At 28.4% G+C, this 6,311-nt stretch carries 7 protein-coding genes; 1 reads left to right on the forward strand and 6 read right to left on the reverse strand.

What is annotated here, in order from left to right:
- The coding region (gene nagB, locus J7G74_RS13970; RefSeq protein WP_297136457.1) for a glucosamine-6-phosphate deaminase at positions 1-758 on the forward strand (758 nt) is incomplete at its 5' end.
- Between the two features lie 89 nt (positions 759-847).
- On the opposite strand, the gene J7G74_RS13975 is transcribed toward nagB, so the two are convergent.
- From J7G74_RS13975 to J7G74_RS14000, 6 genes are all read right to left on the reverse strand, one after another.
- Complete coding sequence (locus J7G74_RS13975) at positions 848-1,666, reverse strand: MurR/RpiR family transcriptional regulator (protein ID WP_297136459.1); 819 nt, start codon at positions 1,664-1,666, stop codon at positions 848-850.
- Between the two features lie 22 nt (positions 1,667-1,688).
- Positions 1,689-2,582, reverse strand: coding sequence for an ROK family protein (locus J7G74_RS13980; protein WP_297136460.1), 894 nt, complete (start codon positions 2,580-2,582; stop codon positions 1,689-1,691).
- An 82-nt stretch (positions 2,583-2,664) separates the two neighbouring features.
- Positions 2,665-3,120, reverse strand: coding sequence for a YhcH/YjgK/YiaL family protein (locus J7G74_RS13985; RefSeq protein WP_297136462.1), 456 nt, complete (start codon positions 3,118-3,120; stop codon positions 2,665-2,667).
- A 12-nt stretch (positions 3,121-3,132) separates the two neighbouring features.
- Complete coding sequence (locus tag J7G74_RS13990) at positions 3,133-4,626, reverse strand: sodium:solute symporter (RefSeq protein WP_297136464.1); 1,494 nt, start codon at positions 4,624-4,626, stop codon at positions 3,133-3,135.
- Between the two features lie 149 nt (positions 4,627-4,775).
- Positions 4,776-5,657: an N-acetylneuraminate lyase gene (locus tag J7G74_RS13995; protein WP_297136468.1), complete on the reverse strand. Its 882-nt coding sequence runs from the start codon at positions 5,655-5,657 to the stop codon at positions 4,776-4,778.
- Positions 5,658-5,726: 69 nt separating this feature from the next.
- A partial coding sequence (locus J7G74_RS14000) for an N-acetylmannosamine-6-phosphate 2-epimerase (protein ID WP_297136466.1) occupies positions 5,727-6,311 on the reverse strand: 585 nt, incomplete at its 5' end.

Here is a 6,311-nt window from a genome sequence, read left to right on the forward strand (position 1 = left end):
AAAACTATGAAGCATTAAGTAAAAAAGCAGCACAAATAATAGGGAGCCAAATAATTTTAAAACCTAATTCAGTATTAGGTCTTGCTACAGGAAGTACTCCAGTAGGAATGTATAAAAATTTAATAAGGATGTATGAAGAAGGATTAGTTGATTTCTCTAAAGTTAAATCTTTTAACTTGGATGAATACTACCAACTGCCTTTTGACAATGATCAAAGTTATCACTATTTTATGGATGATAAATTATTTAACCATATAAACATAAATAAAGAAAATGTGTTTATACCAAATGGTATGTCAGAAAATGTGGAGCAAGAATGTATAAATTATGATAAAATGCTTGAGGAAGCTGGTGGAATAGATATTCAAGTACTTGGAATAGGAAATAACGCTCATATAGGTTTTAATGAGCCAACTATAAACTTTAATGTTGGAACTCATGTAGTAACTTTAAACGAATCAACTAGACAAGCTAATGCTAGATTTTTTAATAGCATAGATGACGTTCCTACAAAAGCAGTTACAATGGGAACTGGTGGTATATTCAAAAGTAAAAAAATATTACTTTTAGCTAGTGGTAAAAATAAGGCTCGAGCTATATATAATTCAGTTTATGGTAAAGTAACTCCTGAAGTACCAGCTTCTATACTTCAATTACACCAAGATGTAATAGTAATTCTTGACAAAGAGGCTGCTAGTCTTTTAAATGAAAATGACTATGAAGTTGTTAATGATGGTATTAGATCTTTAAATAAATAATTTAAAACACTTATAAATAGAAAATAACTATACTAAACAAATAGTATAGTTATTTTTTATTTAAATACTTATAAATTTTATTATTTATATTATTTATTATAAAGAGCATTAATTGTATTACTATGTAACTCTTCTTTTCTAAGTCTATCACTTTGTAGAAAATGAGCATAGAAAATATCTACTATAACAAGCACTGGAAATTGAGGTGAAATAGCTTTACCATTTTCTAAATGTTCTTTTACTGCAATATATAATATCTCATTACAGTAAGATTCCATATTTTCATCTTTTTTTGATGTTATTAATACTACACTTGACCCTCTTGAATAAGCAACTTTTAAAGAGTTTATTACCTCTTGTGTATTACCACTCACACTTATACCAATAACTAAACACTCTTCATCCATAAGCACTGAATTCATCTTCATAATATGACTGTCTGATATCGCTTCCACATTTACACCTAGTCTCATTAATCTAAGCTTCATTTCTTGAGCTACTAATCCAGAACTACCTCTACCATATATATATACTCTTTTTTTGATAGAGAAAAGATTTACTATTCTTTGTATTTGCTTTTCATCAATTAACGTGTAACTTTTATTTAAAAGTTCTTCATAAGTATCAAGAACTTGCTTTGTATAACTTTCTGTTATGTTTGGGGTACTTTTTTCAAAATTTTGCTTATATACAAATGAAAATTCTCTGTATCCATCAAAACCACATTTCTTAGCAAATCTTGAAATAGATGCTTCCGATACAAAAAGTATTTTAGATAAATTTTTTGATGATATATCAACTTCCTCATTATTATGTATGAAAAAATCTGCAACAATTTTTTCTGAAGGTGTAAAATTTTCATATAAGGATTCTATTTGAGGTATTATACTCTTTTGGTATTCATTCATACATTTGCCCCTCTCATTTTGTTTACTTTCTTTTTAATCTCATATTTTTAAAATTAAAATAGGCTCCTATCATTCCTGCTTGATTTTGATTTTGAGCAAATTCCAATCTTGTTTTTTCAGCTATAAATGGTATTAAATATTTATCTATACTATTTCTTATTTTATCATATAAATATTCTTTTTGTCCCATTATTCCTCCACCAAGTACTATAACCTCTGGATTTACAATATAACAAATATTGGCTATCCCCATACCTAATACATCTATCATTTCATCTATGGCAAATATACAATCTTTATCTCCTTCTTTAGCTTTTTGGAATATATATTTTCCATTAATTTTATTGTTTTTAAAGCCTTTTTTCTTACATACTTTTTTCACTAATACACTACTTGCTCCAAGTTCTTGAAATGTTGATCCCATCATATTCATATAACCTACTTCTCCACCACTACCAAATGCTCCGTGATAGATTTCATTGTTAATTATAATAGCCCCACCAATGCCTGTTCCAATAGTTAAACAGATACTTGTGTTACTTCCTTTTGCTCCTCCAGCAAAATGTTCTGCTAAAGCCGCACAATTCACATCATTCTCCACTTCACATGGTATGTTAAATGTATTTTCAACGATTTCCTTTATTTTTGTACCTGTATAATTAGGTATTAATGATGATGCATAAATAATTTCTCCTTTATTACAATCAACCATCCCAGCAGTCGATATACATATTCCTTCTATTTCATAACAATATTTATATTTTTTTACTATATCAATAATTTTGCCTAAAATATTTTGTCCACCCTTATAGGCTTCTGTTTCTATTTCGCCATTATCTAAAAATATTAAGTCTTCATTTAAGACTCCATATTTTATAGAAGTTCCACCCACATCTATGCACACATAATTTTTCATAACATTAACCTTTCTTTTATACGAATATAAGGGAGTATAGAAATTTACCTACACTCCCTCCTTATTTGCTTAAATACTTAATCTATTTTGAAATAATTATTTTGAATATTGCCTTTTTTATTTTTTCAGATTCTTTAACCTTAACTGCAGTTCTATGAGCATCATTAGGATAACAAATTAAAAAGTCATCTTTATTTAAAACTATATGACCTTTTTTTTCACCCTCTAAAGGTAAAAAATCATCCTTTTCAACAAATTCTTTTTGTACCATATTCTCTATAAAATTTACATCTATTTGTTCACTTCCATCTAACATAAGATGTAAATCTAAATAGTTTCTATGTGCTTCCCAAAATCTATTTTCAACTTCAGTAGTTTCATACTCAACTATATTTACAAAAAGATTATCTCCATCTATTTCATAGCTTCCCTTTTCATAGTTTAATAAATCATTAGATTTTGCATATTCAAAACATCTTGTTAAATTTTCTTTTAAATACTCATACTCATGTAAATTTTTTATATTCCCAAATATCATAAATACCTCCTATTATTTAGCTATTACTGTGTCCTTATTTGGTACACTTGTATCATTTTTAACTTTTCTAGATATATAACTTACTGGTATTCCTACTACTAAAGATATCCCTATTGATATTATAGAATAAGACCATATAGATACATCTGGCATCATATATTTTATATAAATCATTGCCACAGTAGAAACAGCAAAAGCTGCAAAAGCTCCTGTTGTATTAGCTACCTTTGTAAATACTCCAAGTACGAAAGTTCCTGCTAATACACCTAGCACTAATCCCATAAATCCATTAAACCATTCATAAGCTGATTTTATTTCTCCATTTGCTAGTACCATAGATACTACAATTGCAACTATACCTACTCCAAGTGATATATATTGAGCTATCTTAGTTTGCTTTTCAAAACTCATTTCTTTTTTACTTAAACGCTCTTGTATATCTAATGTCCAGCTTGTTGCTACTGAGTTTAGTCCAGTAGATAAAGTAGATTGAGCTGCTGCATATATAGCTGCCAATAATATACCTGTTATACCAACTGGTAATTCATATGCTATCCAAGAAGCAAATATTTGATCTTGTTGAATTGTATGAGCTAGTTCAGGATTTTGTCCATAGAATACATAAAGACCTGTTCCTATTAAGTAAAATACAGTTGCTATAAATATTGATAATGCACCATTAGTTAACATCATCTTATTTAATTCCTTTGTATCAGTAGTTGTTGTAAAACGTTGAACTATATCTTGACTAGATATATAAGAAGAACAAGTATTAAATCCTGCTCCTACAAATATTATAAATACACTTGTTTTTAACATATTAGGATCAAATAACACTTCGTCTGTTCCTATAAATTTACCTTGTTTTAAAGTATCAAATATAGCTCCTGTTCCACCATCTATACTACTAATTAGATATATTAGAGCAAATGTTACACCAACAAGTAAGACACTCCCTTGGATAAAGTCTGTCCATAGTACCGACTTTAATCCTCCTGTATAAGAATATATTATTGCTATAACACCCATTACAATTATTAATATATTAACATTTATACCTGTTAAATCTGCAAGTACCATAGAAGGTAAATACATTATAATTGACATTCTTCCTATTTGATATACTATAAACATTAATGCTCCAAGCACTCTAAGAGCTTTGCTATCAAATCTTAATTCTAAATAATGATATGCAGTATCTATATCAAGTTTACTATATATAGGTAAGAAAAATCTAATAGTTATTGGTATTGCTATTAACATACCTAATTGGGCAAACCATAGAATCCAGCTTCCTCCATAAGAATTTCCTGGTAATGATAAAAATGAAATTGGGCTTAATAAAGTTGCAAATATTGATACACTTGTTACCCACCAAGGAATAGTTCCATCACCTTTAAAGAATTCTTTTCCTTGCATCTCTTTTTTAGAGAAATATAGACCTGCAAATAATACAGCTGCTAAATATACTACTAATATAATAAAATCTATCTTCGTAAATCCCATATTAATTTCCTCCCCTAAAAGTTATTTATAATGCCTTTATATATTTTTGTGGAGAAGATTTTAGTAATTTAATACTAAAGTCTTCTCCTTTTAATTATTTTCTACTAGGCATCTAGCTAAATGATTTATTTTTTAAATACTTATTTTTATTAAAAAAATTTATCAAATATCTTTTTAGATTCTTCTTTTTGAGCTTCTGTTGTTAGAGCCATTGGTTTACGACAATATCCAGCATCTACACCTTGTAATTTTAATAATTCTTTTATAGTTGCATATAATCCATTTGAAAGTATAGCACTTATTAAATCATTAGTAACATGTTGTATTTGTCTAGCCTCTTCTATTTTACCTTCTCTAGCTAAGTCAAATATTTGTCTAGCTCTTACACCATTAACATTAAATGTAGAACCTATAGCTCCATCTACACCAAGTACTGTAGCTGGTAACATCATCTCATCGAATCCAGCATATATTAAATGGTTTGGATATGCTAATCTTAATCTTTCTAATAAATAGAAATCAGCTGCTGTAAATTTAACACCTATTATTTTTTCATTCTCAAATAATTCACCAAATTGTTCAACAGTCATATCTACACCAGTTAAGAATGGTATTGAATATATTATTAATCTGTTATCAACACTATTTATAATTGTATTATAATAATCTTTTATTTCATTAAATGAGAATTTGTAGTAAAAAGGTGTTACTGCTGATATTGCATCATATCCTAATTCAGTTGCATATTTAGCTAATTCTACTGATTCATAAACATTTATTGAACCAACTTGAGCTATTAATTTTATATCATTTTTTGCTTCATCTTTTGCTATTTCAAATACTCTTTTCTTCTCTTCAGTTCCAAGCATGAAGTTTTCTCCAGTACTTCCACCAACATATAAACCATCAACTTTCATTTTATCTATATTGTGACGTACTATTTCACGAAGTCCTTTTTCATTTATTGTTCCATCTTCATTGTAAGAAACTAAAAGTGCACTGTATATTCCCTTCATATCTGCATTATTCATCATATCAATATCTCTCCCTTATATATATTTTATTAAAATTTTTAATTATTTTTTTCGTAAAATTATCTTTTACATGTTGCATATAGCGTCTGTAAATAACTTAGTTATATTTTGTGGTCTAGTTATTATTGACCCTACTACAACACTATAACTTCCAAGTTCTAACACTCTTCTAGCCTTCTCTGGTGTATTTATATTTCCCTCTGCAATTACCTTATTTGAAACTTTACTTATTATCTCCCTTAAAATTTCAAAATCGTTTTCCTCAATTCTATAATTTTCACTTTGTTTTGTATATCCTACCAAAGTCGTGCCTATGTAATCAAATCCCAGTTTATCTGCATGTATAGCTTCTTCTACTGTAGAACAATCTGCCATAAGCTTTTGATTTGGATACTTACCCTTAATTTCATAATAAAACTCATCTAATGTAGTTCCATTAGGTCTTAAGCTGGCAGTTGCATCTAGGGCTATAATTTCTGGTTTAACTTCCATAAGTTCGTCTATTTCTTTCATTGTAGGCGTTATATAAACGTCGCTATCATCATAATCTCGTTTTACGATCCCTATAATTGGAAGATCTACATTTCTTTTTACTTCCTTAATATCCTCTTTAGTATTGGCACGAATTCCAACAGCTCCTCCTTCTTTGGC

This window comes from Terrisporobacter sp. (assembly GCF_017888745.1).
GTDB lineage: Bacteria > Bacillota > Clostridia > Peptostreptococcales > Peptostreptococcaceae > Terrisporobacter.